Source organism: Scopulibacillus cellulosilyticus (assembly GCF_042665295.1).
Taxonomy (GTDB): Bacteria; Bacillota; Bacilli; order Bacillales; family Sporolactobacillaceae; genus Scopulibacillus_A; species Scopulibacillus_A cellulosilyticus.
This window is the reverse complement of the sequence record NZ_JBHTCO010000041.1, coordinates 97,092-123,491: the sequence shown is the minus strand read 5'-3', so window position 1 is coordinate 123,491 and position 26,400 is coordinate 97,092. Positions and strand designations below refer to the sequence as shown.

Annotated in this window: 20 protein-coding genes and 1 pseudogene; 17 read left to right on the top strand and 4 right to left on the bottom strand. The window is 40.1% G+C overall.

Features of this window, described 5'->3' with window-relative positions:
• Positions 1-10: 10 nt before the first annotated feature.
• The 4 genes from ACFQRG_RS19045 (at position 11) to ACFQRG_RS19030 (ending at position 5,316) form a co-directional block, all read left to right on the top strand.
• Positions 11-208, top strand: coding sequence for a DUF3311 domain-containing protein (locus ACFQRG_RS19045; RefSeq protein WP_380969071.1), 198 nt, complete (start codon positions 11-13; stop codon positions 206-208).
• The gene (locus ACFQRG_RS19040) at positions 205-1,677 is read left to right on the top strand and encodes a sodium:solute symporter family protein (protein WP_380969069.1); all 1,473 of its coding nucleotides are present in this window, start codon (positions 205-207) and stop codon (positions 1,675-1,677) included. The genes ACFQRG_RS19045 and ACFQRG_RS19040 overlap by 4 nt, the downstream gene beginning before the upstream one ends.
• Positions 1,678-1,944: 267 nt before the next feature.
• Positions 1,945-4,494, top strand: a complete 2,550-nt coding sequence (gene mprF, locus ACFQRG_RS19035; RefSeq protein ID WP_380969067.1) for a bifunctional lysylphosphatidylglycerol flippase/synthetase MprF — start codon at positions 1,945-1,947, stop codon at positions 4,492-4,494.
• Between the two features lie 81 nt (positions 4,495-4,575).
• Positions 4,576-5,316 (top strand): alpha/beta hydrolase, encoded by a 741-nt coding sequence (locus ACFQRG_RS19030; protein ID WP_380969065.1) that lies wholly within the window; start codon positions 4,576-4,578, stop codon positions 5,314-5,316.
• Positions 5,317-5,478: 162 nt separating this feature from the next.
• Here ACFQRG_RS19030 and ACFQRG_RS19025 read toward each other — a convergent pair whose 3' ends face one another.
• Positions 5,479-6,267 carry a MurR/RpiR family transcriptional regulator gene (locus tag ACFQRG_RS19025; RefSeq protein WP_380969062.1) on the bottom strand — a complete coding sequence of 263 codons (789 nt, stop codon included), beginning with the start codon at positions 6,265-6,267 and terminating at the stop codon, positions 5,479-5,481.
• A gap of 116 nt (positions 6,268-6,383) precedes the next feature.
• Between ACFQRG_RS19025 and pfkB the strand changes: the two genes are divergently transcribed.
• From pfkB to lacD, 3 genes are read left to right on the top strand one after another with little or no spacing between them, the layout of a single operon-like run.
• Positions 6,384-7,313, top strand: a complete 930-nt coding sequence (pfkB, locus tag ACFQRG_RS19020; protein WP_380969060.1) for a 1-phosphofructokinase — start codon at positions 6,384-6,386, stop codon at positions 7,311-7,313.
• Entirely contained in the window at positions 7,310-9,232 is a 1,923-nt protein-coding gene (locus tag ACFQRG_RS19015; RefSeq protein WP_380969057.1) for a fructose-specific PTS transporter subunit EIIC, read from the top strand. Before pfkB ends, ACFQRG_RS19015 begins: the two co-directional genes overlap by 4 nt.
• Positions 9,233-9,247: 15 nt before the next feature.
• A complete protein-coding gene (gene lacD / locus ACFQRG_RS19010) occupies positions 9,248-10,219 on the top strand; it encodes a tagatose-bisphosphate aldolase (RefSeq protein WP_380969055.1) in 972 nt (323 codons plus the stop codon).
• Positions 10,220-10,371: 152 nt separating this feature from the next.
• Here the strand turns inward: lacD and ACFQRG_RS19005 are convergent, their stop codons facing one another.
• Positions 10,372-11,223 carry a Cof-type HAD-IIB family hydrolase gene (locus tag ACFQRG_RS19005; RefSeq protein WP_380969052.1) on the bottom strand — a complete coding sequence of 284 codons (852 nt, stop codon included), beginning with the start codon at positions 11,221-11,223 and terminating at the stop codon, positions 10,372-10,374.
• A gap of 224 nt (positions 11,224-11,447) precedes the next feature.
• Here ACFQRG_RS19005 and ACFQRG_RS19000 point away from each other — a divergent pair, with 224 nt between their 5' ends.
• The 3 genes from ACFQRG_RS19000 to ACFQRG_RS18990 all read left to right on the top strand — a co-directional run bounded on the left by ACFQRG_RS19000 (position 11,448) and on the right by ACFQRG_RS18990 (position 14,455).
• Complete coding sequence (locus ACFQRG_RS19000) at positions 11,448-11,594, top strand: hypothetical protein (protein ID WP_380969050.1); 147 nt, start codon at positions 11,448-11,450, stop codon at positions 11,592-11,594.
• A gap of 631 nt (positions 11,595-12,225) precedes the next feature.
• Positions 12,226-13,458 carry an aminopeptidase gene (locus ACFQRG_RS18995; RefSeq protein WP_380969047.1) on the top strand — a complete coding sequence of 411 codons (1,233 nt, stop codon included), beginning with the start codon at positions 12,226-12,228 and terminating at the stop codon, positions 13,456-13,458.
• Between the two features lie 46 nt (positions 13,459-13,504).
• On the top strand, positions 13,505-14,455 hold the full coding sequence (locus ACFQRG_RS18990; RefSeq protein WP_380969045.1) for a D-2-hydroxyacid dehydrogenase: 951 nt from the start codon (positions 13,505-13,507) through the stop codon (positions 14,453-14,455).
• A gap of 143 nt (positions 14,456-14,598) precedes the next feature.
• On the opposite strand, the gene ACFQRG_RS18985 is transcribed toward ACFQRG_RS18990, so the two are convergent.
• A complete protein-coding gene (locus tag ACFQRG_RS18985; RefSeq protein WP_380969043.1) occupies positions 14,599-15,489 on the bottom strand; it encodes a LysR family transcriptional regulator in 891 nt (296 codons plus the stop codon).
• 315 nt (positions 15,490-15,804) lie between these two features.
• Between ACFQRG_RS18985 and ACFQRG_RS18980 the strand changes: the two are divergent.
• From ACFQRG_RS18980 to ACFQRG_RS18970, 3 genes and pseudogenes are all read left to right on the top strand, one after another.
• Positions 15,805-16,650, top strand: a pseudogene (locus ACFQRG_RS18980) (amidohydrolase family protein); the annotation flags it as partial.
• A gap of 45 nt (positions 16,651-16,695) precedes the next feature.
• A complete protein-coding gene (locus ACFQRG_RS18975; protein WP_380969041.1) occupies positions 16,696-17,916 on the top strand; it encodes an amidohydrolase in 1,221 nt (406 codons plus the stop codon).
• Between the two features lie 283 nt (positions 17,917-18,199).
• On the top strand, positions 18,200-19,654 hold the full coding sequence (locus ACFQRG_RS18970; RefSeq protein WP_380969038.1) for an APC family permease: 1,455 nt from the start codon (positions 18,200-18,202) through the stop codon (positions 19,652-19,654).
• A 47-nt stretch (positions 19,655-19,701) separates the two neighbouring features.
• Here the strand turns inward: ACFQRG_RS18970 and ACFQRG_RS18965 are convergent, their stop codons facing one another.
• Complete coding sequence (locus ACFQRG_RS18965; protein WP_380969036.1) at positions 19,702-21,036, bottom strand: APC family permease; 1,335 nt, start codon at positions 21,034-21,036, stop codon at positions 19,702-19,704.
• A 398-nt stretch (positions 21,037-21,434) separates the two neighbouring features.
• On the opposite strand from ACFQRG_RS18965, the gene ACFQRG_RS18960 reads away from it, so the two are divergent.
• The 4 genes from ACFQRG_RS18960 to ade all read left to right on the top strand — a co-directional run bounded on the left by ACFQRG_RS18960 (position 21,435) and on the right by ade (position 26,381).
• A complete protein-coding gene (locus ACFQRG_RS18960) occupies positions 21,435-22,187 on the top strand; it encodes a class I SAM-dependent methyltransferase (RefSeq protein ID WP_380969034.1) in 753 nt (250 codons plus the stop codon).
• A 147-nt stretch (positions 22,188-22,334) separates the two neighbouring features.
• Positions 22,335-23,096, top strand: a complete 762-nt coding sequence (locus ACFQRG_RS18955; RefSeq protein WP_380969032.1) for an SDR family oxidoreductase — start codon at positions 22,335-22,337, stop codon at positions 23,094-23,096.
• A 185-nt stretch (positions 23,097-23,281) separates the two neighbouring features.
• Positions 23,282-24,583 carry an NCS2 family permease gene (locus tag ACFQRG_RS18950; RefSeq protein WP_380969029.1) on the top strand — a complete coding sequence of 434 codons (1,302 nt, stop codon included), beginning with the start codon at positions 23,282-23,284 and terminating at the stop codon, positions 24,581-24,583.
• A 25-nt stretch (positions 24,584-24,608) separates the two neighbouring features.
• Entirely contained in the window at positions 24,609-26,381 is a 1,773-nt protein-coding gene (gene ade / locus ACFQRG_RS18945) for an adenine deaminase (RefSeq protein ID WP_380969027.1), read from the top strand.
• Positions 26,382-26,400: the final 19 nt, after the last annotated feature.

Here is a 26,400-nt window from a genome sequence, read left to right as displayed (position 1 = left end):
GAATTGTACAATGAGAAAAATTCTATTTTTAATAAGTCTCATTCCAATTATTTGTTCATTTATCGTAATTAATCGGGTAGAGCCGTATATCCTCGGCATTCCTATCATTTTATTTTGGATGATATTATGGCTTATATTAACGTCGGGCTTTTTGTATGTGATTTATAAATTTGATCCTGCAAATAAAGAGAGTGAGGAGAACGAATGAATATTGCCCTTGTTATCATTTTTCTTGTCTTGCTATTAACCATTTATTTAGGCGTACGTGCCCGTAAAGGTAAGGATATGAATTTGGAACAATGGGCAGTCGGGGGACGCAATCTTGGATCATTGTTTGTTTTCTTGCTCATGGCAGGTGAAACGTTTACGACATTTACATTTCTGGGAGGAAGCGGTTTAGCATACGCTTCAGGTGGCCCAGCATATTACGTTTTTAATGCCGGTTACTTTGTTGTTTCTTATTGGCTACTGCCGCCGATCTGGAAATACGCTAAACAACATCGTTTGTTATCCCAATCGGATTTCTTTGCTCATAAATATAACAGTAACGCCATAGGGGTTCTAGTAGGCATTGTTGGCGTTGTCGCCATGATTCCTTATCTGGTATTGCAATTAAAAGGATTAGGAATTATTGTGTCTGAAACATCCTACGGCGTTATATCACCGACTGTTGCGATTTGGATTGGGATGATCGTTGCGCTTCTTTATGTGCTGGTTTCAGGAGTTCATGGTTCGGCTTGGACGTCAGTCATAAAGGATGCCATTATTTTGATCGTGATTATATTTATGGGAATTTATTTACCATTACACTATTTTGGCGGTTTCAAAAATATGTTTGAGACCATTCATACCGCAAAGCCGGGGTTTATAACTTTACCTCATCAAGGGTTGAGTCCATCATGGTTTGTTTCAACGCTTGTTTTATTCACAATAGGTGCGTACATGTGGCCCCATGCATTTAGCGCTGCATACACTTCAAAAAGTGGACGTGCTTTAAGAAGAAATGCCATCGCTATGCCGCTCTATCAAATTATTTTAGTGTCTGTTATTTTTATCGGTTTTGCGGCGGCAATGAAAGTTCCGGGTCTTAAAGATACTGATATGGCGCTGTTTGAAATTTCCAAAAGAGCCTTTTCTCCTTGGTTTGTCGGCGTCATCGGTGCAGCAGGAGCTTTGGCGGCCCTTGTACCAAGTTCTTTGTTATTAATGGCTTCGGCAACGATTTTATCCAAGAATGTATATAAAGTCTTTAGACCTAAAACAACAGATCAACAGCTTACAAGAATTACGCGTATTTTAATGGTTGTTGTTGCGATCATTGCCCTTTTCTTTACGTTCCATGGGGGAAAGACAATCGCATCATTACTAGTGATGGGGTATAGTTTTGTTACACAACTGTTCCCTAGTCTAGTCTGCAGTTTGTGGAAAAGGAACCCCGTTACGAAACAAGGGGCTTTTGTCGGTGTGGCAGCTGGTGTCGTTACTGTTGCGTATATTACGATTACAGGGACAACCGTTGGTAAGTTATTGCCCTTCTTACCGCAGCAGATAAAGGATTTTGATGTAGGGGTTATAGCATTAGTTATTAATATATTTGTAACAGCGGCGGTCAGTGTGGCTACACGAAAAAAAGCCGTTAATGTGAATACAGAGGACAAAGTAAGTACAAATGCATGATCATTAAAAAAGAATTAAATGACAAGCACCTGGTTTCCGGGTGTCTTTTTCATGTTAAAGTTTTGTTAAATGCTGTTTTCTAGTATGCTTTAAAAAGGGTAAAATATTGTCAATGGAGAAAAATATAGACAAAATACTAAATCAGCCTTATTAAAATATGTATAAAAACCGATAATTTATTTAAAGGGCTGGCATATATTGCATTGTCAAATCAAAATAGATTATGATTGTTCTCTGAGCACATTTTGGATGGAAAGGATGTTATTGATGTCCTCCAGTATAATGAAACGGATAACAAATATTTTTAAAATAATATTTCCTATTTTCCTGATTCTGTTTATTTTTTTCCAAGGGAAAAGGGAATTAAGCCATATTTCAATAAGGAAGTCTTTTGTTGCTATTAAAGAACTGCATGCTGGAGGTTTTATCTTAACAGTCATTGTCGGCTTATTAGCTGTTTCTGTCATGTGCTTTTATGACTATTTTTTAACCCGTTCTTTAGATGCTAAAATTCCCTTAAGTAAAGTATTTCGCGTTTCCTGGGTAGCCAACTCTTTTAACAATATCATCGGCTTTGGCGGCCTGGCAGGTGTTGGTCTTCGCTCAATGTTATACAGGGACCATGTAGAAGAAGGGCGCGGACTGCTTAAAAGCATTGCCTGGATGACGCCTGCTGTCATGAACGGATTATCCATTCTCTTGTGGTTTGTTTTATTTAATGTATTTCCGGTTCGTGCCGTTTTACATAATCAACCGTGGCTGTGGATAGCTGTAATAGGCGTGATTCTTATTGCGCCTGCTTATTTAATTTATTCGATTGTAAAAAGGTCTAAAAATATTTCCTTTAAAGTATCGGCACAGTTTACAATAACTTCTTTAGCGGAATGGACAGCTGCTGCACTAGTTTTGTTTGTGATATTTCAGCTTGTTCATATCCCGTTAAGTTTTGTTCATGTAATGGGTATTTTCACCATTGCAGGTGTTGCGGGATTAATTAGTTTAGTCCCGGGCGGATTTGGTTCATTCGACTTAATGATTTTAATAGGCGCCGAAGCCTTCCATGCAGATCAGGGGACCGTTTTGACCGCGTTGTTAATTTACCGGCTCGTCTATTATTTTATCCCGTTTATTGTCGGTCTTATCTTTGCAGCCTTAGAGATGTCTGAAACAATTAAAAGGAAGGTCGAGGATCATCAGCTTTTTATGCCGGCAGTTGAAACAACGGGGGTGCTTTGGAAATTACAGCGTCTATTCTTGCAAAAATTAGCGAACTTAACGTTTCCGCTAATGATGATATGCATTAGCGGCACGATCTTTTTCAGTGTTTCAATAGGCGTTATTTTATTAAGATATGAGGTCAGTTCACATCTCTATTTTAGGATATTCTTCTTCCTTTATATGTTTTTATTTGGCTGCGGTCTGATTCTGTTATTTTTAGTGCATGAAATGTACATGCGGACCAAAAGGGTTTACTACATGGTCAGTATCATTCTTATTTTGACCGCAATACTTGGCATTTTTACGATTTCCCTATTGGTCAGTCTCATTATATTGTTAGTTTTAGTTGGGCTGTTTTTAAAGCGTTCATCTTTTGTAAGAGAAAGCTATCCATTTTCATTTGCGACGATTGGCCGGACTGTTGTTTTAGCGATCCTGGCGCTCTCGGTTTATTTAAAATCAAGTTCTCTAGTATTGGAGTTATTAAATCAGCCCCATAAGTTAAATTTCGTTTTTTATGGGATTGCCATGGGTGCGCTGATTTTTGCAGTTGTTTATATATTGATTTTTGAGATTTCCTATAATAAAATTCATCATCGGCTCCCGGGAGAAGACCCGGACTTCGAAAAGCTTAAAGATTTTCTGGAGAAAAACGGCGGGAATGCTTTAAGCCATTTAGGTTATTTAGGGGATAAGCGGTTTTTCTTTAGCAGTGACAATAAAGCTATGCTCCAGTTTGCCAAGTCTGGTCACAGACTGATTGTCTTGGGTGACCCTGCAGGACAACCTGAATCCTTCGGGAAAATACTTCAGGAATTTCATGACGCCGCCGATTATTACGGTTATACGATCATCCTATATCAAATAGACGGCGAAAATATGGCATTCTATCATGACCTTGGATACCGATTCTTTAAACTCGGTGAGGAGGCTATCGTACCGCTTGAAACCTTTAAAATATCAGGGAAAAAACGGGCGGGGCTCAGAGCCACTTTCAACCGTTTTACGAGAGAAGGCTATGTATTTGAATTGCATTCACCGCCATTTTCGGAAGCTTTTATTAAAGATATTAAGGAAGTGTCTGATGCATGGCTTGGCAAGCAACATGAGAAAGGTTTTTCACTTGGCTATTTCGATTCATCTTACCTATCAAGGGCTGACATTGCGACGTTATCGGACAGTGAAGGGAAAATTGTTGCCTTTATGAATTTAATGCCAATGTATCAAGAGGGATATATTTCGGTAGACTTAATGAGATACTATCCGGATTCACCGAGCGGGATCATGGACGCCATGTTTGTTCACCTCTTCCAATGGGCCAAAGAAGAAGGCTATCAGTATTTTAATGCCGGCATGGCGCCATTGTCTAATGTCGGACAATCACAATATGCCTTTTTATCAGAGCGTATAGCCGCTGTTATCTTTAACAATGTCAATTATATGTACAGCTTCAGCGGATTAAGGAGGTTTAAAGGTAAATATCAGCCGATCTGGAAAGGCAAATATCTGGCTTTTAGGAAAAACCGCTCACTGCCAGTGACGATGTTGATCGTTACCCGATTAATTGGTAAAGGGCCAAAAGGTAAAACCACATCTTAGTAATGGATGTGGTTCTCTTTTGCGTAGCGAGAGTTATTTGAATAATGTTACAATTAGTAAAAAAGAAGGGCGGTTATAATCATGGCTGAAACTTACCCTGTATTACAGGAAGCGGAACCTTTTTATTTTGAAGGAAATGATATTGGGATATTAGTGATTCACGGATTTACCGGCTCAACCCAAAGTATGCGTGATCTCGGGGAGGCGTATGCGAAAGAGGGATACACGGTTTGCGGACCGCGATTGAAAGGACATGGTACACATTATTATGAAATGGAACAAACAACATACGCCGACTGGATTGCTTCTGTTGAAGAAGGCTACCAATGGTTAAAAGAAAGGTGCCAAACAATTTTTGTCACAGGCTTATCAATGGGCGGCACACTGACTTTATACATGGCTGAAAATCATCCGGACATTCAAGCCATCATTCCTATTAATGCCGCAATCGATATTCCTGACATGGCAGCGCTTCAAAATGAAAGAGAAACAAGATTCCTGGACGCTATCGGTTCAGATATAAAAAAACCGTATGTAAGAGAATTGGCTTACGACAAAACACCGGTGAAATCGGTAAAAGAAATTGTAATGCTTATGGAGAAAGTAAGGAATGGGCTTCATAAGATCCAATGTCCAGCGCTTATTTTTGTATCAACAGAGGATCATGTTGTCCCGCCTGGAAATTCGCAAATGATTTTTGATAATATATCGTCCAGACAAAAGCGGCTTGTGCAATTGGATAACAGTTATCATGTGGCGACTTTGGATAATGATAAAGAATTGATAATTGAAGAGACATTGCGGTTTATTAAAAGGTCATAACTTTATTATCTAACTAAGAGTCCCTTCAGAGCTGCAGTCATTACTTCAACTGTTGGTGACGCGGAAGAATGTCTTGCCGCCTTATTTGCAGCTTACCTATCAAAATCCCCCCAATTTTAAAGAACTCTTGCGGAATTTTTTCCGCAAGAGTTCTTTAATTGATTAGAACAACCTTTCCTTCGTTCGAATTGCATAGGCATCGAGAATGACTCGGGCCATGACTTGTATGGGAAGACGCGAGCGCACTTCGTAATCGGGAAAATAGGATTTTTCCGATTTAAAGCCAACAAGGGAAATTTCGCTGAGATCATATAACGGACTGTTTTGGTTGGCTGTCAGAAGGATCGTACTTACTCCGTTTTGCCGGCAATTTTTTGCGGCCTCGACCAGTTCCAGTGTTTTTCCGTTTAAGGAGACGAGTATAACAATATCTTTTTTATCAATGGTTTTGCTTATAGTTTTTATGATATTTGGATCATCGTGCAGCTCGCAATATTTTCCTGAAAGTTGAAATTTGATCATCATTTCTTTAGCGATCAGTTCAGAAAATCCTCTGGCGAAAATCACAATTTTCCTTGAATGAATGATCTTTTGAAGCGCATCTTCAATCGTCCCGCTATCAAGAAGTTCAATCGTTTTGGTCACCTCTTGCTCATTTTTTAAAATAGCTTCTCGAATCTCTTTATCAATTTTTTCAATAATAGAAAATTTAGGGTTAGAATCAAACTCATCTTTTAAGTGGATTTTAAAAGCAGTAAAACCGCCATATCCGAGTTTTTGCATCGTGCGAACAATTGTAGCCGTTGACACATTCGCTTTTTCACTAAGCTTAACAATGGAGATTTGCGGAATGGTGTCCAAATGCTGCTTGATATATTCAATCAAATAACGTTCCGACTCACTTAAAATATGAAAGTGCTGTTTAACTCTATTTAAAAATGTATCCGGCATACCAACATCTCCACAATGAAAACTTTTACAGCCTAAAAAGGGCACTTTGTAAACATTTACATGAATGTATGTGCCACAATTATACTATAGTCTCGGGTTGAAAAGAAAGAAGGGATATGATGATCTACACATGTACCATGAACCCCGCCATTGACTTATTTATGGCGTTCGAGCAATATGAGCCTTTTAATGTCAATCGAAGTATTTATGAAGACTACCAGGCGAATGGAAAGGCTATTAATATCTCGTTTATATTAAAGAAAATGGACATCAAAAGCACGGCTACCGGATTTTTGGGCGGATTCACAGGAGAATATATTGAGCAGCAATTAATCGAAAATTCAATAAGTGTCAATTTTGTCAAAGTCGATGGGATTACACGAATCAATACGTTCATCCGCTCGGGTCAGTTGGAGTATAAGGCTGTCAATCGGGGACCGGAAATTTCTCAAAAAGCTCAAGAGGCACTTATTCAGCATATCAAAAAACTAACGAGTCAAGACATACTCTTTGTTTCTGGCAGTTTACCAAAAGGTGTAAGCGATAACATTTTCGTTACGATTGCTAAGTTATCAGAAAGACAAGGGTTTTCACTCATTCTTGATATCAGTTCTTCTAGATTAATGGATTGTTTACCCCATCGTCCTTATTTGATTAAGCCAAATAATGAAGAAATGGCACATCTCCTGGGTATTCCGAAACTGGAATCGAAAAAGGAACTCGTGATGGCCGCAAAAACTTTGTTAGATAAAGGCGCTGAAAGAATCTTGGTTTCACGCGGTGAAAAAGGCGCGTTGTATGTAGACAAGGAAAATGTATTGTTTGCGACGGCTCCGAAAGGAAAAGTGGTAAATACGGCTTGTGCCGGCGATACGATGCTCGCTGTATTTGTTGGGAAGATATTGAAGAAAGAGAATTTAGAGGAGGCTTTAATCTGTGCGACGGCAGCCGGATCTTCGACTGCATTTAGAGCGGGCTTAAGTGATCTGGAAGATATACCATTGTTAAAACAGCAAATTCAATTAAAAAGGGGGAGTTCTGAATGAAAACATATAAAATCATCGCGGCAACCGGATGTCCGACTGGCATTGCCCATACCTATATGGCCCAAGAAGCATTAGAAGAAGCCGCCAAAAAAAGAGGTATATCAATTAAAGTCGAGACTCATGGACAAGATGGCATTAAAAATGCCTTAACTGATGAAGAAATCGATGCGGCTGACGGAATCATCATCGCAGCTGATAAGGATGTAAATATTGACCGCTTTATCGGAAAACCGCTCATTAATGTACCGGTTAGTAAAGGTATTAAAGAGCCGGAAAAACTAATCGATGCCATTTTATCAGGGAATGCGTCTGTCTATAAGGATGGACAAGCAAAAAAAGACAGACCAAGCCAAAGTCTGCAAAAAACATCCTATTGGCATACGATTTATGCTGCTCTAATGAATGGTGTTTCTCATATGCTGCCTCTTGTCGTAGCTGGCGGTGTGATGGTCGCGATTTCCTTTATGTTTGGTATCAATTCGGCTGATCCAAAAAGTCCTGAATATAACCAATTTGCTTATTATCTCAAAACCATTGGCGGCATTGCAATGAATTTGATGGTTCCAGTTTTGTGTGCTTATATTTCCGAAGCCATTGCGAAACGGCCAGGTTTAATCATCGGTTTCATCGTCGGTATGATTGCTTATATAAATGGAACCGGATTTTTGGGCGGGATTGTCGGCGGTTTCCTTGCGGGATATATCATGCTGGGGTTGGCATTTTTACTCAAACGTTTACCGAAACAATTGAATGGATTAAAATCAATTTTCTTATATCCTGTTTTAGGCATCTTTATTGCCGGTTTTGCCATGTGGTTCCTTTCGGCTCCAATGGAATCGATTAATAAGGGAATGATGAACTTTTTAACGGGTGTCCAAGATTACAATCCGATTCTCCTTGATTTAATTGTCGGCTGTATGTGTGCTTTTGATATGGGCGGTCCTGTCAATAAAGCGGCCTATGTCACCGGAACGGCGTTATTGGCCCAAGGGAATTACTTTTTCATGGCCGGTGTATCTGCTGCCTGTATCGCACCGCCGCTGGCTACGGGTTTCGCCGTGTTATTTGGCAGAAAGGCTTACTCGGCAAGCGAAAGAAGCGCCGGTTATGTGAATTTCCTCCTAGGCTCAACGCATATCACTGAAGGGGCGATTCCCTTCGCGGCGAAAAAACCGCTTAAAGTGATACCGATGCTGATGCTTGGATCGTCGATTGCTGCCATTTTAACATACATGTTTAAAGTCCAAGTGCCGGCGCCGCATGGCGGATTTATTGTCTTACCGATTGTTAAGCACGCGCTTCTATGGGTTTTAGCGATTTTAATCGGTTCCATTATCGGCGGGTTCCTCATGAGTGTGGACCAAAAAAGGAGCGCGGCTAAAAAGCAGTCTGATCAAGAAAAACAGGCAGACAGTGAACAGAAAAGTTTATCTGAACAGGAAAATCAAGAAGACAATGATTCAAAAAATTTAGCGCAAGTTTTTGATATAAGAAATATTGACTGTAAGGTCCAGGCATCTACTCAAAAAGAAGTTTTTCAAAAACTCGCGAAAATGGCTAAACAAAATTGGATCTGCAGTGATGAGAATGAGGTCATTAAAGGATTTATCGCAAGGGAAAAGTTAAGCACAACAGGTATGGAGAAAGGGATCGCTATTCCTCATACGGAACTTGAAAGTATAAAAAAATCAAGCATTGCTATATTGAAGCTCACCCAAGGCGTCGACTGGAAGGCGCTTGACGGCGAACCGACAAAAATTGTCATTGCCATGTTTATCCCTAAAGGAAAGGCCAATGACCACCTGAAATATTTATCCGAGGTATCGAAACGATTGGTTCACCAAGATTTTATCGATCAACTCTATCAAGCTGAAAATGCCGAGGAAATCTATCAACTTTTTCTTAAAAATGCAGGATAAAAGGAGACGAGATAAATGAGGATTATTAGTGAGCAAAAACGCCAAGGCTTAGAGCGATTAATGAATGATCAAGGCGTCATTAGCGCCCTTGCTATTGATCAACGCGGGGCTTTGAAAAAAATGATGGGGGAACAAGCATCACAAGAAGCGATGGAATCTTTTAAAATTCTCGTTTCTGAAACCTTAACACTGCATGCTTCTTCCATTTTATTGGATCCTGAGTACGGATTGCCCGCAGCAAAAAAACGTGCATCGGGCTCGGGTCTGCTGATTGCCTATGAAAAAACCGGATATGATACGACGCAGCCTGGCAGGCTTCCGGATCTTTTGCCGGTTTGGTCAGCCCATAGATTAAAAGAACAAGGCGCGGATGCGGTGAAGTTCCTGCTATATTATGATATTGATGAACCGGACGCAATAAATGACCAAAAGCATGCTTTTGTGGAACGCATCGGTTCGGAATGTCTGGCGGAAGACATTCCTTTCTTCTTAGAAGTTGTCACTTACGATAGTAAAATTGATGATGTGAAAAGCAAAGAATACGCCAAAATGAAACCCCACAAAGTCAATGATATGATGGCAGAGTTTTCCAAGTCAAAGTACCATGTCGATGTATTAAAGGTGGAAGTTCCTGTCAACATGGATTATGTTGAAGGATTTGGGACTGAAGTTGTTTATACGAAGGAAGAAGCTGAGCAGCATTTTAAAGCGCAAAGCGATGCCACCGATTTGCCATTTATTTTCTTAAGTGCGGGTGTCAGCGCGAAATTGTTCCAAGACACCTTGCTCTTCGCCCATGAATCGGGCTCACAGTTTAATGGTGTTCTTTGCGGACGGGCAACCTGGAAAGACGGGGTTCAAGTCTTTAAAGAATCAGGTGTGGACGCGGCGAGAGAGTGGTTACAAACTCAAGGGAAAGCAAATATTGAAACATTAAATGAAGTCATTCAAAAGACAGCAGTCCCGTGTTTCGAAAAGCTGAAATAAACTAAAATATAAGGCGCAGTTGCACCAAAAATAAAAAGGATGGCAACCGCGCCTATCTCTATTAGAATAAGTATGAGTTGATCTAAAAACCGATTCTACCCTCTATAATGGGATCAACATCGCCGATCAACCTGTCACACCCTAACCTCAATCTACAATACATAATGTCTTAAGGCATAGGCGACGCCATCTTCATCATAATTTTTCGTTGTATAGGTGCTTTCTGCTTTAACTTCTTCTAAGGCGTTACCCATCGCTATGCCCATTCCGGAAACATGGAACATGGAAAGGTCATTTAAGTTATCCCCGATAGCCACGGTATCTTTGATTGGAATGGTTAAGTGATTTGCCATCATTGCTAATGCATTTCCCTTACTGACTTTGGTATGAGCAATTTCAAGTTTATACCATCCTGATGACGTTATGGACAGATCCTGACGTTTATTTAAGAGTCTTTCCAGTTGCCGCAGCATTTCTTGATCGAAAGACAAGATAAAAATTTTATAGACGCCTAAATCGGCAAGATTTATATCCTTATAGTCATTGATATAATGCAAACCATATTGTTGAAATTGTATATCCTTTTCTTGGGTTGCCCATTCCACTGGAAAATGTGCATCTTTTTCTTTTAAACGGCGAATTTCTTCTTCCAATTGCCCTTTTCCTTTTTTCAAAAGGTGAATGCCTTGGTTGGTATAAAGTTCAAAATATAAACCCCATTTTTCAAGCAACGGCAGAAGCTCTTTTATCACCTGTTCGGGAAGGATCAGTTCTTGTAAAAGTTCTTTCCCATGATAGCTGACTGCACCGTTACCTGTAATGATCGGGCAATTAATATCAGCCCTCTTAAGGATATTTTTTGTATCATGTAAAGAACGTCCAGAACAGATTACAACGATATGTCCTTGTTTCTGCGCTTCATGTATAGCATTTATATTTTCTGTGCTGATCGTTCCCTTTTTCGATAACAACGTTCCGTCTAAGTCAATGGCAATGAGTTTCACGATTGATCTTCCTCCCAACTATCCCTCTATTTTACAACAGGAATTGAAAAAAATCTTTTGTGAAGGGAAGGCATTTGATCAATTTAAGGCCAATTTTTTCTTCTGCAAGTTACCGATAAATCTAGATTAGATAAGGCGTTTTCGTGATGTTTCAGTAACGAAAGGGCAAGGTTTGGAATAAAATAACCAAAGTTGTGAAACCTTACTGACAAGGAGGGATTCATTTGGATAAGAAAAATTCATTAAAGCAAAGTTATGAATCAGACGGGAAAATGAATCTAACAGAAGCTGAAGCAAAAGAAAAGGAGCAAGAAGTTAAAGATAAAGAGAACGCTAATATGTTTTTCAACTCAACGCAATCAAGTGAGTAGTATAATTATTTAATAAGGAAGTAAAAAATTAAGAGTACTATCGAACATAGCTGCCGAATTAATTCGGCGGCTTTTTCATTAAATTGATTTAGGAACGAGTTAAGGGTAGCAAGAGATAGTTTATGAGCGACTTAAGCAATTTAAGAGTGGAAATTTGTTTTTATGAGCGACTTAAGTAATTTAGGAGCGGAAATTCGTCATTTAAGAGCGAAATTAAGCAATTTAGGAGCGGAAATCTGTTTTTATGAGCGAACTCAGCAATTTAGGAGCGAGAATTCGTTTTTATGAGCGGCTTAAGCAAGTTAAGAGCGGAAATTCGTTTTTATGAGCGATTTAAGCAATTTAAGAGCGGAAATTCGCTTTTATGAGCGACTTAAGCAATTTAAGAGCGGAAATTTGTTTTTATGAGCGACTTAAGTAATTTAGGAGCGAAAATTCGCCATTTATGAGCGGACTAAGCAAATTAGGAGCAAAAATTCCTTTTTATGAGCGAACTCACACAATTAAATTAATGGGAGAAAGTCATTATTAAGTTTAACGCTGTTTGGAATCAATCTTTACAGTTTCCGATCAGCTTCCCGAATAATATTTTCGAATGATACAATGGAAGAAGAAATGGAGGAGATTCACTTTGTCAACATTTGAGCAAAAACTTGAAAAATATGCAGAACTTGCTGTTAAGAATGGCGTCAATATTCAAGAAGGACAAGAACTTGTCATTACGGCACCCATTGAAGCAGCTGATTTTGTCCGTCTTGTGACTCAAAAGGCTTATCAGGCGGGAGCGAAATATGTTCATTTCAATTGGAATGATGATGAACTGACATTAACGCGTTTCAAGTATGCGCCTGAATCGTCTTTTCGAGAGTACCCGGAATGGATAGCCAAGGGTCTTGAGGGATTAGCGGAAAAAGGAGCGGCATTTCTCGACATCCGTATTCCGAATCCTGATTTGTTAACAGCAATTGATCCGGGAAAAATTGCTGCAGATAATAAAATAACCGCTGAAGCTTTGGCGCCTTATCGTCATTATCGAATGTCGGATAAAGTCAGCTGGTCAATCGTTGTGGTTCCTTCCAGCGGCTGGGCTCAAAAAGTTTTTCCTGATTTGAATGAAGAGGAGGCTGTCAGTAAACTTTGGGAAACCATTTTTCATTTGACAAGAGCCGACCGTGAAGATCCCGTTCAGGCATGGGAAGAACATAAGCAGCAATTAAGTGAGAAGGCAAATTATCTTAATGGAAAGAAATATAAAAAACTTCATTATAAAGCGCCGGGCACCGATTTAACGATTGAATTTAACAAAAAACATTTATGGGCAAGCGCTGCTTCAAGTCATCCGGACGGTACAGTTTTTATCAAGAATATCCCGACTGAAGAAGTGTATACGTTACCGTTAAAAACGGGTGTGAATGGAAAAGTGACAAGTACTATGCCGCTTAATTACAGCGGAACTTTAATTGAGGGACTTTCATTGACATTTGAGAATGGCAAAATTGTCGATTTTTCTGCAGAAAGCGGTTACGAAACATTAAAAGGATTAATCGAAACGGATGAGGGCTCTCATTATTTGGGGGAAGTTGCTTTAGTTCCTAACAACTCACCCATTTCACAATCCGGCTTGATTTTCTTTAATACATTATTTGATGAAAATGCTTCATGTCATTTAGCCATTGGTAAAGCTTATCCAACGTGTTTGGAAGGCGGAACAAAAATGACACAGGAAGAACTCGAACAGCATGGGGTGAACAATAGTCTGGTGCACGTTGATTTTATGATCGGTTCAAGTGAGCTAGATATAGACGGTGAAACGGAAAACGGGGAAATCGAACCAATTTTAAGAAAAGGGCTTTGGGCTATTTAAAAAGACAGCCATTTTGTAATTTAAAGCAAAAGGAGGAGATTCGGTTATGACACCAAAGCCTAACATTCTTGTATATAGCGCTGATCAAGCGGAAGCTTATGCTGAATGTATCCGCGGTTATGGGTTTTCATCGGTCAAGGCAGCCTCAACCTTGGAGGAAGCTAAAAAGTATTTACCGGGTACAGAAGTTATTTTAGGATGGAAATTTCCGACCCAATGTCTTAATGAGCCAATCGCTTCATCTGTCCGATGGTTTCAATCAATGGGGGCAGGCGTCGATGACTTGGTTAGTGATACCAACATACCTGAGAACATTATCCTAACGAGAATCGTCGATCAGTTTGGCGGTTATATATCTGAGTATGTTTTTACCTATCTTTTGTACATAGTAAAAGACGTTCCCCGTATGAGCAAGGCGCAATTAGAAAACCGTTGGGACCCTTTTATATCAGAAACTTTGGCAGGAAAAACGATGGGGGTAGCAGGGCTCGGATCAATCGGCGCTGAAATTGTCCGTAAAGCCCGTGCTTTTGACATGAATGTGCATGGATTAAGTTTTAGCGGAAAACAAGCGCAACTCGTTGATCGTCATTTTACTTCGGACAAATGGAAGGAATTTGTTAAAGAACTTGATTATTTAGTGTTAACCCTTCCTTTAACAGAGGCGACTCATCATGTTATTAACAGAGATGTTCTGTTAGCAATGAAACCGGAAGCTGCGATCATAAATGTTGGGCGCGGTGCTTTAATCGATGAAGGAGATTTACTCGCTGTTATGCGTTCGGGACATCTTCAAGGGGCGGTTCTTGATGTTTTTGAGACGGAACCGCTGCCAAAAGACCATCCTTTATGGCGAATGCCAAATGTATATGTTACTTCACATTTGTCTGGACCGAGCACAAGGGATGGCGTGAGCCGTTTCTTTGCAGAAAATTTAAAGCGATTCTTAAATGAACAGCCGTTACAAGGGTTAGTAGATCGTAATCGCGGCTATTAAAAAGACTGATGGTTTAAGAGTTTATAAAAAGTAGCCGATTTTTCTTACAAAGGGAAAATCGGCTACTTTACTCAAATGGTTATAGTGTTGCTTAATAGGGTGATTTTAAAAGTATAAACCTTAATATTTCTTTTAAACAAGGGTTAATTACTATTATTAAAATGATGATTTTTTATTAAATCAATAAAGTTTTGAGCTGTTTTAGATAAGTAATAATTTTTCAGCCATATTAATCCAATAGAGGCGGACATAACATCACTTGGAATTTTGTATGCCTGTATAGGATAGCCTTTAAAACATTTTAGCGACGTTTCCGGAACAATTGACGTACCAAAATCAGTTGAGACTAACTCCATTAAAAGCGAAATGTCAGAGCACTCACTGATAATGTTCGGCCGTAATTGAAATCGTGAAAATGCCTCTAAAATTAAATAATGTACCCCTAATCCTTCCGTACTCGGTATAATGAGCGGGCAGTTTTGGATTTCGTTAAGTGAAATCTGATGATCCAACGGCTTCTTATTTTTTGATGTAATAAAATAAAATGGTTCTGTATGAAGATGAATAATTGAAAATTCATCCAGATTGAGCGGCAATCGGATAATCGCCAGCTCTACTAAGCGCTCTCTTACTAATTGGCATAGGTGAAGGGATTCATTTTGCTGAATTTTGTATGTGACTTTAGGATATTGTTTTTGAAATTGATGAAGAATTTCCGGCAGTTCGATAACGGAATGTGTATTTGTCCCTATGGACAGCGTTCCGTTTACCCCATTTCCTACTTCTTTAACTTCCTTTTTAGCCTCTTCCATTAACTCATTCATTCGCAAGGCATATTTATATAAGGCTTTCCCGGCTTCTGTGAATTCTATAGACTTTCCTTTTCTCACTGCTAATTTGGAACCGAGCTCATCCTCCATGGCTTTTAAATGTTGACTTAACGGCGGTTGAGAGATATGGAGCCTTTCTGCGGCGGCCGAAATTTTTCCTTCTTCGACAATCGCTATAAAATATCGCAGCTGTCTAATGTCCATCGTCAAAAACCCTTTCTTTTAATATATGAAAAACTTAAGTAAAAGTTATTTTTTTATATTTTTCATATAACTATTTCCATGATAGCATAATTGTAAAGGTTGGGGTTTGATCATGTACCGCTTATTGTTAATGATTGTATCCACTATTTTTCTTACTGCTTGTCAGGCATCACAGCAATCTTTAAAGGATTCCAAAGAGGTAAGCAACATTAAAAAGGGCAGAGCGAATTAAATAATAAATAAGAAGCTATCATGTGTTTTGCATTCTTTAATTTGAATGTTAAGTATCATAATGGGAAGGATGGCTAAAGATAGATGACTGATAAAGTGTACTGGTTAACAAATGCTAGATTAGAAGTCGGTTACCGTTATAAAAATGGCACCGTTTGCGGTACAGAAACAGATATTTTTCACATACGTATCGAAGATGGAAAAATAAAAGAAATTGTTTCGGCAGGCAAACCGTTGCAAAATCATTTACCTATACGGGATGTCAAACGTCATTTATTACTTCCATCCTTTAGAGATATGCACATCCATTTGGACAAAACGTATTACGGAGGTCCTTGGAAAGCACCGAAGATACCAACAAAAGGCATCATATCAAGGCTCGAAGAAGAGCGGAAGTTACTTCCCCGCTTACTTCCTGTTGCAAAAGAAAGAGCGGAAAAGCTGCTGGATTTGTTGATACATTCAGGTTCCACTCATATTCGTACACATTGCAATGTCGACCCTGTGATCGGACTTGAAAATCTCGAAGCCACTTTGCAAGCAGTGGAAGCCTATAAAGGAAAAGCTTCCGTCGAGATTGTGGCTTTTCCGCAGCATGGTTTATTACGCAGCAACTCCGTTTCACTTGTCAGGGAAGCATTGCGAATGGGAGCGTCATTCGTCGGCGGTGTCGATCCCGCCTCAATTGATGGAGATATTGAGAAATCATTGCAAACAGTCATGGAGCTTGCGGTTGAGGCAAATGCAAATATTGACCTTCATATCCATGATTCTGGTCATCTTGGCATTTTTACTTTTAAGCGATTAGCTTCTTTAACGGAAGAAGCCGGATGGCAAGGAAGGGTCACTATCAGTCATGCCTTCGCATTAGCTGACATCCCGCCTGAAGAAGCAAGTGAAATCGCGGAACTGCTCGCTCATCAGGGCATTTAGTTGCCGGGAAACTCTAAAATAACAGGAAAGGAAAGATAGTGAATGAACGATGCTATTTGGCTGTTAAATGCCCGATTTGAGAGCGGTTACCACGTTGATCATGGCGTGATTACAGGGACGAAAACAGAATGTAACCATCTTTTAATTAAGGGCGGGAAGATTGCTGATATACGATCATCTAACGAAACGATCACAGACGATTTACCGCAAAAAGATGCAAAACAACTGTTAGTGCTTCCGTCTTTTATAGAAAAACATTGTCATTTGGATAAAACATTGCTCGGCGATCATTGGCGCCCTGTCACCCCTGTTAATAATATTTTTGAACGCCTTGAAATTGAGAAAAAAGTGCTTCCTTCCTTGGAAACCACGACACAAGAACGGGCGGAAAAGTTACTTGATATTTATTTAAAGTCCGGCGTGACTCACGTTCGTACACATGTAGATATTTATCCTGAGGTAGGATTGAAAAATTTAGAAGACGTCCAAAAAGCATTGGAGACGTTTGAAGGAAAATTATCTTATGAAATTGTTGCATTTCCTCAACATGGATTGTTACGTTCAAAGGCAAAAGATTTAGTAAGAGAAGCCCTTCGCCAAGGAGCAAGCTTTGTCGGCGGTGTTGACCCTGCAACTGTGGATGGTAATATTGAGGCTTCGCTGCAAGAAATGGTTGAACTTGCTGTTGAAGGAAACGCGGGTATTGACATGCATTTGCACGATGCCGATCACCTGGGTGTTTTTACAATAAAAAGACTTGCTCAGTTAACAAAAGAAGCGGGTCTTGAAGGCAAGGTAGCGATTAGCCATGCCTTTGCACTTGGGGATATCTCTCAAGCTGAGGCAGGGGAAATGGCAGAAATATTAGCCGATGCCGGGATTACTATTATTACTAGTGTGCCTATTGATCGAAGGTTTCCGCCTGTTGGCTTATTACATGAAAAAGGCGTGCCTGTCGCCGTTGGCTGTGACAATATTTTTGATGTTTGGTCACCGTTTGGTAACGGTGATATTTTAGAACGAGCCGGGCGTTTAGCGGAAATTTCAAATTGGTCAGATGAACGCTCATTGTCTCAAACGCTCCGCTTTATTACCGGCGGCGAAACACCGCTTAATCAAGACGGAGAACAAGTTTGGCCGAAAGCGGGCAATGATGCAAACCTTGTGTTTGTCGAAGCATCTTGTTCCGCTGAAGCCATTGCCAGAAGATCTGCACGGGCAGCGACGATGTTCAAAGGGAAAATTGTTTCAGGTTCATTATAAGTATAAAACTGCTCAATTTAAAAACTAACCGCGGGTTAAAAGGTACCTGCCGGTTGGTTTTTAATGTTAATCGGGGTAACACGGATGGAAAAATTCTTGGAAACTTATTCCAAGGTTGAATTTTATGATATAAGTCAGCCGTTTTACTGCTGTAAAGGAATTTATAAGAAAGGATTATTATCCCCCATTGATTGTTAGTTTCTTATTTATCTATTTTAACTAATAAAGGTTGGAAAAGCCGAATATTATTTTTTATGTATAAACTTTATGAGGGGGAAGTGACATGGGCTTACCGCCTGCTTCGTCGAAGGATCGGGGTCAAGGTCATTTAGGTTTATCACATAATGCTGTTGGTCTTCGTGAGGTTGTGTTCCAGTCTATCACAGGGATGGCTCCCGCTGGTGCGGTAGCGTTTGCTTTAACTTATGTGGCTTCTGCCGCCGGAGGTGCATTGCCGCTTTCATTGCTTTTGGCGATGATTCCAAGTTTAATGGTGGCCAGTACAGTGGCGCAATTTGCTAAAAAGTTGCCATCAGCAGGCGGTTATTACACTTATACTTCCAGCGGTCTAGGCCCGAACGCTGGGTTCTTGACGGCTTGGTTTTATTTGTTTTATGAACCGCTGATGCCATCAACGGTATTTGCTGTTGTCGGATTTCTGGTTCAAACGACATTTCCGACGGTCTTTGGTCTTGCGATTCCCTGGTATGTTTGGTCCGTAGCAGGCATCTTGTTATTATATTTTATTACTTATAGAAGCATTCATGCATCTTCCAAGGTTGCAAGTGTCTTGGGTATTTTAGAAATAGGTATTTTTTTAATTCTTGCTTTATCTATTCTTTTCAGTACACACCATACCCCGGGAGTTGCTCCTTTTACACCTGAAGCTTCATTGAATCACGGCTGGTCAAGTGTGCTGTTAGGCATGGTTTTTGGCGTATTTACTTTTGCAGGTTTTGAAACAGCTGCGCCTTTAGGAGAGGAGTCACGCAACCCGAGAAAGACGGTCGGCAGGGCAGTTTTGCTGGCTTCAGTGATTATTGGACTTTTTTATATGATTTCGGCCTATGCGGCTATAACCGGCTGGGGACTTGATAAAATGTCTAGTTACGCGGCATCTTCAAACCCATGGAATGTATTGGCCCACCGCTATTGGGGATGGGGATGGATACTTATCTTCCTGGCCCTTATGAATAGCCAAATGGGAAATGGCATTGCGTCGCAAACGGCCTGTACCCGTGTTTTATACGCCATGGGCCGTATTCGTGTTTTGCCAAAATCATTTGCCACCATTCACCCTAAATATCGAATCCCCTCTACAGCACTGAACGTTCAGACCATCATTACTCTCGTTCTCACGCTCGGAACAGGTTTTTTATTCGGCCCCTTTGCCGCAAGTCAGCTGATAGCGGAGGTTCTTACATTATCAATCATTATGGTATATATATTAGGCAATATAGCATTGGTTTTCTTTTACAGGAGACAATATCCTAAGGAATTTTCCTTTTGGCTGCATGGATTCTTCCCCATCGTATCAAGCGCTTTTCTTCTTGTCGCACTCTATGGTTCGATATTTCCAGTTCCCGCTTATCCTATGAATTTACCGCCTTACATTGTATTAGTTTGGATTGTGATTGGATTTATTGTATTGGTGTATCTGCGTCGTAATCGGCCCGATGCTATTAAAGCGGCTAAGTTAATCGTTTCACAAGATCAAGATACAGACAACAAACTATAATCATTTGCAATGCAATGCCCCGACTTCATTAGACGGGGCATTCATCATTAATCTATTTTTAAATCTTTTCCGCTTTTCTTTAATATGAAAACATTGATAAATAATATGATACAGCCAATAACGAACCAAGTGATGCCGAGATAAAAGGTCATCTTGTCAAAGTTAATCCATACATAGAGAAGGATAATGAAACCGAGCAGAGGCATGATGAGATGCTGCCACCATTTCCCGGACTTTTTCCTTATAAAAAAGTAGATAATGACTGTGATATTAAGGACTATAAATGTTGTGATCGCGCCAAAGTTTACGAGACGGCTCAGATTTCCGATTGACATAACATAGCCGATAATAACAGCGACAATGGCTACTAATAAAATGGCAACAATCGGTGTTTTATACTTCCGGTGAACCTTTGACAGAACATTTGGAAGGACACGATCACGCCCCATACTGAACAGAAGTCTTGAAATAGCAGCTTGAGCAGCCATTCCGCAACAAATGGCGGAGAAGAACTTCAGCACAATAACCGTTGTTTGCATCCAAGGGCCGCCAACTTGATTAAGGACATAATAAAATGCAACATCAAGGTTTGGAAAAGTGTTGTAGTTTGGATGAACGATAGCTCCCAGATAAACAAAAACAATATACATAATGGAAACAATAATCAGCGACCAAACAGTTGCTTTACCGACAATTGAGCGCTTTGATTTCGTTTCTTCTGCCAATGTGCTGATACCGTCAAAGCCAAGAAAGCTTAGCACGGCAATTGACATGCCTGAAGCAATTAAGCTCGGACTAAATCCATGCGGCTGATAAATCGGAGCGGCAGAGAATGAAGCTTTCCCTTGAATGACATAAATAACAGCCAGCACGCTAAATAAAAGGAAGAAAACAAATTCAGCTAAAAATACAATCCAGCTGACTGTCATCGCCAGCTTAACCCCTCTGATGTTAACGACTGTATTGATAATTACAAAAAGAAGGATCCAAACAAAGTTTGGAATGGACGGCATCCAAGCGTGCATCCAAGACGCCGCAATTAAATTATTTAAGGCTGGAATCAATATATAGTCCAGTAAAATCATCCAACCGGCCAAAAAGCCGATATGCGGATTCAAACCGTGCTGTATATAGGCATAAGCAGAGCCAGCGGACGGAAATTCCTTAGACATATAAAAATAACTATATGCTGTAAAAAGCATCACAACACAAGAAACTAGATATGTTAGAACAATCATGCCATGGGAAGCTTGAACAACGTCACCGTAAATACCCATCGGCGCAAGCGGACCCATGAAAATTAATCCATAGACGATTAAGTCCCTCATTGTTAAGGAACGTTTCAGCTGTTGTGTATTGTTTGATTGTGCGGATGTTGCCATAAGTCAGGCCTCTTTCCTATTCTCTATATTATTTTATCTGAATAAAGTTTAGTGAGATAAATCCGATTAGTCAAGTGGGGGAACTTATGCCCAGACTTATCCATTACCGGGGTCTGACCCTGTGAACTGTGGATAACTTTATTAAAGTTTTGGCTATATGGTGATTAATCATGCGGTGGTATAAAAATAGCTGTTCATACAACAGGCCTTAAATCTTTCATTTAGTTGTTAATTGAGTATTCAAACGCTCCAGCACCTCCGCATCCTGTAGATGATGTTAAGTTTCGTATACGCCAAAAGTCCTGTCAAGACTTGGTAACCCAATAATTGTAATGACAGGTAAGAACATATAATATATTAAATAGGCAAAACACTCATACACTGGCAGGGGTTTATTAATGAATGTGAATCATCGAAAAGGAAAATACGGTATTGACGCACCAGGTGTTGTTATAAATTTACCAATTATCGGTGTTATATTACTGATTCTAAGTATAGTAAGTTTCAATGTTTTTCCGGAACAAATGAGATGGATTGGGCGAATGATAAGTGCCGTCCTTTTCATTACTTGCCTTATCTGTCTCTTTGAAGCTGCGGCAATGATATGGAGCAGTAAAAAGGGTAAGGTTATAGAATGCGAAAGGCTGCTTGATCTCATAGGACTTAACGGTGATGAGAAGGTGCTTGATGTCGGTTGCGGGCGCGGAATGGTTCTTCATAGCGCGGCACGGCGTTTGACGACAGGCCAAGCTGTAGGTCTGGATGTTTGGAGTGAAAAAGATCAATCAGGCAATCATCCGGATGTGACGCTGCAAAATGCAAAGCTGGAAGGTGTAGAGGATAAGATTAAGCTTTTCAATGGGGATGCGCGTGACATGCCTTTTGCGGATGAGACATTTGATGTGATTGTATCGAGCTTGGCTATACATAATATTCCAAGCAGAGAAGAGCGGGAGATGGCATTAAGAGAATGTGTCAGGGTGCTTAAACCCAATGGACGTTTTGCAATACTCGATTTTCAATATGTTAAAGACTATGCTCATGTCTTTCAGCGGTTAGGGATTGAAAATGTTAAAGTTATCGGACCTCATTATGTAATGTTTCCGCCAGTAAAAATTGTGACGGGCAAGAAGCAAATTATTGAGAACTAACATCAAATAAATGTTAACCCATCAACATGTCTTCTTAATAAGCGTCATATGCGCGTCATAGGCACATGACGATGTTTGTTTTCAGAATAAATTGTACAATTTATATATGAATTTCATATTATAAAAAGGATTAGGAGGCTGCTACTGATGGGGAGATTAGACAGTAAGGTTTCATTAATTACCGGCGGCGCATCCGGTATTGGAAAAGCCATTGCCATGTTGTTTTCAAAAGAAGGTTCTAAAATTGCCATTACAGACATTAACAAGGACAATGGCCAATCTGTTGTCGATGAAATAAAAAATAGCGGCGGCGAGGCTATTTTTATCCAACACGATGTTACTAAAGAAGATGAATGGAAAAAGGCGATTGACATTGTCCAAAAACAATTTGGCAAGCTTGATGTTCTTGTTAATAATGCTGGGATTGGTTTAGCTGCAAACGTTGAAGAATGTACATATGAACAATGGCGAAAAGTGTTGAGCATTAATTTGGACGGTGTTTTTTTAGGCACTAAGTACGGTGTACAGGCCATGAAAAATAATCAATCAGGCTCCATTATTAACATGTCGTCTATTGAAGGATTTGTAGGTGATCCGAACTTAGCGGCGTATAATGCCAGTAAAGGCGGCGTTCGGATATTAACGAAGTCGGCTGCCTTGCATTGCGCAAAATCTAAATACGGTGTGAGGGTCAACAGCGTTCATCCGGGGTATATTAAAACACCTATGGTGGAAAAAGACGATGAAAAGAGTAAGGCTGTGGTAAAGTATCTTGAATCCCTTCATCCGGTCGGGCATTTGGGAGATCCTATCGATATTGCCTATGGCGCATTATATTTAGCTTCAGATGAATCTAAATTTACCACAGGCTCTGAGCTTCTGATTGACGGCGGTTATACGGCTCAATAGTATATTCATAAAAAGACATGTCCTTGCTTTAAAGCGGGAACATGTCTTTTTAAGTTTATACCTTTGCCAAAATCCGAACATTTTTCATAAAATGATTTTTAATGTTTGTATTTGGTATTGACCCTTTATAGCTATCATGTTATAAAAGTGATATAAGTTCAAAAATTCGACAAAAGGAGACAAAAATGAACTGGCTAGATAGGGTTTTTAATTTAAAGAAACTTCATACAAATGTTCGCACCGAAGTCTTAGCTGGGCTTACGACATTTATTACAATGGCTTATATTATTATTGTTCAGCCAAACTTAATGAAGGCGGCCGGGATGCCCGCAAATGAAGTCATGGTTTCGACAATTGGGATATCAGCAATTTTTTGTATTATTATGGGACTTTATACAAACAGACCGTTCGGGATAGCGCCGGGAATGGGAGGAAACGCCTTTTTTGCGTATACGATTGTTGCCGGCGGTCTTGCAACTTGGCAAACAGGGTTAGGCATGGTTCTTATTTCAGGTATTGTTTTCTTTTTATTAACATTATTCGGTATTCGCCAGGCCATCGCGGACATGATTCCAAAGAACATCAAGCTTGGCATTGGCGCTGCTGTCGGTATTTATATTTGCGCACTTGGTTTTTCAAATTCTGGACTTATAATTCAAAACAAAAGCGGCGGTAATTTAACGCTCGGAACCATGCATGACAAAAGCGTTATCCTTTCATTGGTTGGATTAGCAATTATCCTTGGATTAATGGCAAGAAAAGTGAAGGGTTCGATTTTATTCGGAATTTTAATTACGACTATTATTGGCATCCCTCTTGGTGTTACAAAAATGCCGCATACATTCTTCCAGCTGCCGCCATTTCCTAAGGACATTTTGTTTCAAGTCGATTGGCTATCAGCATTAAAGTGGTCATTTTTCCCATTAATATTTACGTTTTTTACGGGTGAATTCTTCTCGACATTGGGAACGGTTTTAGGTGTTGGAGCCAAAGCCGGACTGCTGGATAAGGATGGGAATTTACCAGGAATACAGCGGCCGTTTTATGTTGATGCAGCAGCAACCATCGTGGGACCTTTCGCCGGTTTGACAACTGTGACGACATACATTGAATCAGCCAGCGGGGTTGAAGCGGGCGGACGTTCCGGGTTAACAGCGGTGTCTACAGGAATTTTCTTTTTAATATGTTTGTTGTTAACGCCGATATTTTTAATGATTCCAGGAGCAGCTACTGCACCGGCACTCGTTGTCGTTGGTCTTTCTATGCTATTATCTTTAAAAAATATTGACTTTGATCATTTTGATGAGGCAGTTCCTGCACTGATTACGGTTCTCATGACTGGATTATCGTTCAGTATCGCTAACGGTATTGTTTTTGGCGTATTAAGTTATATCGTTATCAAAATTATCGCAGGGAAAATAAAGGATATTCCGATTGGCCTGTATGTGCTTTGTATTCCGCTTATTTATTATTTATGTTTAAAATAACAAGTCAAATTGATGGAGGAATATCATGAAAAATAAAATGGTGTCAGCTGCGCGCGGCGAACTTTCATTGGATTTATCTATCGAGAATATTAAGCTTGTGAATGTTTTCACCGGAGAGATTTATCCAGCAGCTATTGGTATTTTTGAAGATAAAATTGTCCATGTCACTCGCCCGGGTGAAACAGCCCTTGAAGCAAAGCAAGTGATAGACGGAAAAGGAAAGTATGCGATCCCGGGTTTAATTGATACGCATTTGCACATCGAGAGCAGCATGTTAACACCCTGGGCATACGCCGAAGCGGTTCTTCCGCACGGTACAACGACGATCGTCACTGATCCCCATGAGATCGGAAACGTTTTGGGAGCAGAAGGCGTTGACTATATGATTAAAGCAAGCAAAGGGCTCGCTCTGCGGATATTGACTTTTCTCCCTTCTTGCGTGCCATCTGCTCCAGGTGTTGAAACATCCGGCGCGGATTTTACGCCTGAGGTCATTGAAGAATTAATTAACAGGGAAGATATTGACGGTCTTGCTGAGGTTATGAATTATGTCGGCGTGATTCAGCAAGATGACAGGATGCCGAAAATTTTAGAAGCTGCCAAAAAGGCTGGGAAAATCGCGCAAGGACATGCACCGACCGTCACTGGCCGCGATCTATCCGCATATTTAGTTTCTGGGGTTGACTCTGATCACGAATGCCGCACCGGAGAAGAAGCGCTTGAGAAAATTCAAGCCGGCATGTTTGTTGAAATAAGAGAAAGCTCCTTCTCGCTTAATGCTGCAGCGATTTGCGAATATATTAAAGATAAAGGCTATCTGCCGAATGTTTGTCTCTGTTCCGATGATGTAAAAGCAAACGATCTACTTCAGAGAGGTCATATGAATCATGTTGTCAGGCGCTGTATAGAAGAAGGCATTTCGCCGGTTAATGCGATCCGTTACGGTACATTGAATGCGGCTGAAAGATTAAAGAGAAGAGATTTAGGCGCTATAGCTCCTGGAAGAATTGCTGATATTGTGCTGCTTGAAAATATTGAAACAATGGTCGTCTCCGATGTGTTTACTTCAGGAAAGCAAATTTTCTCGGACGGAAAATTATTGAGAGAGCAAAACAAAGTGAACCCGCCCAGCCGCTTTTTTAATACAGTTAAAGTACCTGATATTAAGGAAGATGATTTTACAATCACGGTGGAACAGAAAGGTGCGTCTAAAGCAAAAGTCAGAGTGATTGAATATGATTATGCACCGGGTATTCCGACGAATTTCATGGAAGTGACTTTACCGGTTGTTGATGGGGAAATTGTTCTCAATCATTATGATGGTAAAAAAGCACCGTTAAATTATATTGGCGTTTATCACCGCCACGGTAAAAATAACAACAAGACTGTAGGCATTCTTGCAGGCTACGGGATCGAGGAAGGTGCTGTCGCAACTTCTGTTGCCCATGATTGCCATCATTTAGCCGTACTTGGAACGAATAAGAAGGACAGGGCGTTAGCGGCTAATCGTGTTAAAGAGTTGAACGGCGGCATGGCGGCTTTTAAGAATGGTGAGCTTGTCGCTGAATTGCCATTGCCTGTAGCCGGCTTAATGAGTACAGCAACAGCAGAAGAATTGGCGCCTGAAATAGACAAGTTTGTTAATTTGCTTGAAAGAGAGATCATGCCGGGGAAAAATCCAATCCACCGTTTAATTGCAGTCACACTCCCGGTTATTCCGAAAGCAAAAATTTCTGATCTTGGATTGGTTGACGTTGATAAACAGGAAATTGTTCCATTAGTTTTAGAGGTTGTTTAAAAATGTTAAGTTGAAATAC

Bases quoted from the DNA above. Each gene is read 5' to 3' on its own strand.
- ACFQRG_RS18955 (WP_380969032.1), top strand. From the start codon at position 22,335: ATGGGGAGATTAGACAGTAAGGTTTCATTAATTACCGGCGGCGCATCC.
- ade (WP_380969027.1), top strand. From the start codon at position 24,609: ATGAAAAATAAAATGGTGTCAGCTGCGCGCGGCGAACTTTCATTGGAT.
- lacD (WP_380969055.1), top strand. From the start codon at position 9,248: ATGAGGATTATTAGTGAGCAAAAACGCCAAGGCTTAGAGCGATTAATG.
- ACFQRG_RS18950 (WP_380969029.1), top strand. From the start codon at position 23,282: ATGAACTGGCTAGATAGGGTTTTTAATTTAAAGAAACTTCATACAAAT.
- ACFQRG_RS18985 (WP_380969043.1), bottom strand. From the start codon at position 15,489: ATGGACATTAGACAGCTGCGATATTTTATAGCGATTGTCGAAGAAGGA.
- ACFQRG_RS19040 (WP_380969069.1), top strand. From the start codon at position 205: ATGAATATTGCCCTTGTTATCATTTTTCTTGTCTTGCTATTAACCATT.
- ACFQRG_RS18965 (WP_380969036.1), bottom strand. From the start codon at position 21,036: ATGGCAACATCCGCACAATCAAACAATACACAACAGCTGAAACGTTCC.
- ACFQRG_RS18990 (WP_380969045.1), top strand. From the start codon at position 13,505: ATGACACCAAAGCCTAACATTCTTGTATATAGCGCTGATCAAGCGGAA.
- ACFQRG_RS19025 (WP_380969062.1), bottom strand. From the start codon at position 6,267: ATGCCGGATACATTTTTAAATAGAGTTAAACAGCACTTTCATATTTTA.
- ACFQRG_RS18960 (WP_380969034.1), top strand. From the start codon at position 21,435: ATGAATGTGAATCATCGAAAAGGAAAATACGGTATTGACGCACCAGGT.
- pfkB (WP_380969060.1), top strand. From the start codon at position 6,384: ATGATGATCTACACATGTACCATGAACCCCGCCATTGACTTATTTATG.
- ACFQRG_RS18975 (WP_380969041.1), top strand. From the start codon at position 16,696: ATGAACGATGCTATTTGGCTGTTAAATGCCCGATTTGAGAGCGGTTAC.
- ACFQRG_RS19030 (WP_380969065.1), top strand. From the start codon at position 4,576: ATGGCTGAAACTTACCCTGTATTACAGGAAGCGGAACCTTTTTATTTT.
- mprF (WP_380969067.1), top strand. From the start codon at position 1,945: ATGTCCTCCAGTATAATGAAACGGATAACAAATATTTTTAAAATAATA.
- ACFQRG_RS19015 (WP_380969057.1), top strand. From the start codon at position 7,310: ATGAAAACATATAAAATCATCGCGGCAACCGGATGTCCGACTGGCATT.
- ACFQRG_RS18970 (WP_380969038.1), top strand. From the start codon at position 18,200: ATGGGCTTACCGCCTGCTTCGTCGAAGGATCGGGGTCAAGGTCATTTA.
- ACFQRG_RS19045 (WP_380969071.1), top strand. From the start codon at position 11: ATGAGAAAAATTCTATTTTTAATAAGTCTCATTCCAATTATTTGTTCA.